General features: G+C 68.2%; 3 protein-coding genes. All 3 read right to left on the bottom strand.

What is annotated here, in order from left to right:
• A partial coding sequence (locus AC27IQ_RS21985; protein WP_487090789.1) for a maltotransferase domain-containing protein occupies window positions 1-521 on the bottom strand: 521 nt, incomplete at its 3' end.
• Window positions 508-2,433, bottom strand: a complete 1,926-nt coding sequence (glgB, locus tag AC27IQ_RS21980) for a 1,4-alpha-glucan branching protein GlgB (RefSeq protein WP_487090791.1) — start codon at window positions 2,431-2,433, stop codon at window positions 508-510. The genes glgB and AC27IQ_RS21985, both read right to left, overlap by 14 nt.
• Before the next feature lie 225 nt (window positions 2,434-2,658).
• The coding region (locus AC27IQ_RS21975; protein ID WP_487090790.1) for a TOBE domain-containing protein at window positions 2,659-2,812 on the bottom strand (154 nt) is incomplete at its 5' end.

The raw sequence follows: 2,812 nt of genomic DNA, 5'->3' as shown, positions 1-2,812 counted from the left end.
CGGGCGGCGCTGGCACGCTGGGCGGCCGCCAGGGCTTCCGCCGCGCCCACGCGCGCGGCGACGCGGATGTCCTGCGGGTCGACGCGGCGTTCGAGTTCCCGGCGCCAGGATTCGAACGGGTCCACCCAGGCGGACACGGTGTAGCGGTACAGGCCCGGCTCGGGTGGGGTGAAGTCGGCCACCCATTCGTCGTTGCCGCTGGCCTCCATGGCCACTTCGGTGGCTTCTGCGGGGGCTGTGGTGGCGTTGCCATCCCGGTCGCGCCACCACTGCAGCGCCACGCGCAAGACGTCGTGCCCGTCGGTGAAACAGTGCGCGGTGATGCGGGTCGGTTCGCCGGCCACGCGCTTGGCGGCAAAGCGACCGCCGTCCACGCAGGGGAGCACGGCTTCGACCACGGCGCGCACACGGCCGTCTGTGCCGCCGACCGGGGTCAACAGGGTGGACGGGCTCGCTGGCGACGCCGCAGAGGCATTGGCCGCAGGGCGGAAAGAAGAGGGCAGGGTGTCAGGCTTTGGCATGGCGCGCAGGCTCCTGTCGGAAGATGAGGGTGGAGAGCGGCGGCAGCGTGAGGCACAGCGATTGTTCCCACTGGTGCGACCGCACAGGCGCGGCCTCCACGCCGCCCAGGTTGCCCCAGCCGGCGCCGCCGAACTCGCGCGCGTCGCTGTTGAGCAACTCCTGCCAGTAGCCGGAGGACGGCACGCCCACCAGGTAGTTGGTGCGCGGCACGGGCGTGAGGTTGCAGACCACCAGCACCGGGCCGGCGCCGTTTTCCTGCGCCGCCTGATGGCTGGGCTTGCGCAGGAAGGCGATCACGCTCTGCCCGGCGTCGTCGGCCTCCACCCATTGAAAACCCTCCGCCGAAAAGTCCACTTCATGCAGAGCGGGCTCGCTGCGATAGACGCGGTTGAGTTCGCGGATCAGGCGCTGCACGCCACCGTGCAACGGGCTGTCGCACACCCACCATTCGAGTTCGCCTTCATGTGTCCACTCGCGGCGCTGGCCGAACTCGCCGCCCATGAAGAGCAGCTTCTTGCCCGGGTGCGACCACATCAGGCCGAACAGCGCGCGCAGGTTGGCGAACTGCTGCCACTCGTCGCCGGGCATCTTGTTGATCAGCGAGCCCTTGCCGTACACCACTTCGTCGTGCGAGAGCGGCAGCACGAAGTTCTCGTTGAAGGCATACACCAGCGAGAACGTGAGCTTGTGGTGGTGGTATCGACGGTTGACCGGGTCTTCCTTCAGGTAGGCCAGCGTGTCGTGCATCCAGCCCATGTTCCACTTCATGCCGAAGCCCAGGCCGTTCATCTCCACGGGGCGCGAGACCATCGGCCAGGCGGTGGATTCCTCCGCGATGCTGACCGTGTCCGGGTGGTCGCGGTAGACCGCTCGGTTGAGCAGCCGCATGAACTCGATGGCTTCCAGGTTCTCGCGGCCGCCGTGGCGGTTGGGTATCCACTCGCCGTCCTTGCGGGCGTAGTCCAGGTAGAGCATGGACGCGACCGCATCCACGCGCAGCCCGTCCAGGTGGTACTTGTCGAGCCAGAACAGGCCGGAGGAGATGAGAAAGCTGCGCACCTCGTGCCGGCCGTAATTGAAGATGGCCGAGCTCCATTCGGGGTGGAAACCCTGGCGCGGGTCTGAATGCTCGTACAGGTGGGTGCCATCGAACTCTGCCAGCCCGTGGGCGTCCACCGGAAAGTGGGAGGGCACCCAGTCCAGCAGCACGCCGATGCCGCGCTGGTGCAGGTGGTCCACGAAGTACATGAAGTCCTGCGGGGTGCCGTAGCGCGAGGTGGGCGCGAAGTACCCGGTGGTCTGGTAGCCCCAGGAGCCATAGAACGGGTGTTCGGTGATGGGCATCAGCTCCACGTGCGTGAAGCCCAGGGACGTCACATAGTCCGCCAGTTCATGGGCCAGTTCGCGGTAGTTCATGAACTGGCCGTTTCGGCGGCGCCAGGAGCCGGGGTGCATCTCGTAGATGGACATCGGCGCATCCAGCGCGTTGCGCGGCCCGCGCGATGCCATCCAGTCGCTGTCGCCCCATTCGTAGTCGAGCGACCAGATGCGCGATGCGGTGTTGGGCGGCAATTCGGCACACACGGCGAAGGGGTCGGCCTTTTCGAGCACGCGGCCCCCGTTGTGCGACACGATGCGGTATTTGTAGGCTTGGCCGTGCGCGGCGTGGGGGGAGGCTCCCTCCCAGATGCCGCTGCCATCGGACCGGGCGTGGAGCACATCCGCATCGGGGTTCCAGCCATTCCAGTCGCCGATGACCGAGACCGATGCGGCGTTGGGTGCCCAGACGGAAAAGTCCGCGCCGCCGCCCTCGCTGCGCAGGTGGCAGCCCATGGCCTGGTAGAGGCGTGAATGCGTTCCTTCGCGAAGGAGATAGGCGTCGTGGGCGGTCAGCAGGGCGGTGTGGGGCAAAGGCACGGGCTTGGATCCTTGGGGGAGTGGGCGCTCCGCGGCGCAGGGCGCGCCAGCGCAACCGGTTCACAAAACCCATTGGGGCACGTCCCGCGGGGTCGTCGCTGCGCGGGAGTGGCGCTTGGGTTTGTAGGACAGCGCCTATTCGGGCAGCATTGGGAACGCATGGCCCGATAGTGCCTTCCCTCGGCGCGCAGCGGCCGTGCCGCCCCTGCACGGCAGGGGTCAAACGAGCAGCGCCACGCCCTTGATCTGCGCGAAAACCGGCAGGCCCGGGGCCAGCCCCAGGGTGCGTGCCGAGCGCTGGGTGACGCGGGCGAGCAGGGGCGTGCCCTGGGCATCGAGCGCCACCATGGCCAGCCCCGGGCCGTCCTCGCGC

This window comes from Acidovorax sp. KPB24-07 (assembly GCF_057543315.1).
The sequence above is the reverse complement of the archived record's forward strand: the minus strand, read 5'-3'. Positions and strand labels throughout refer to the sequence as shown.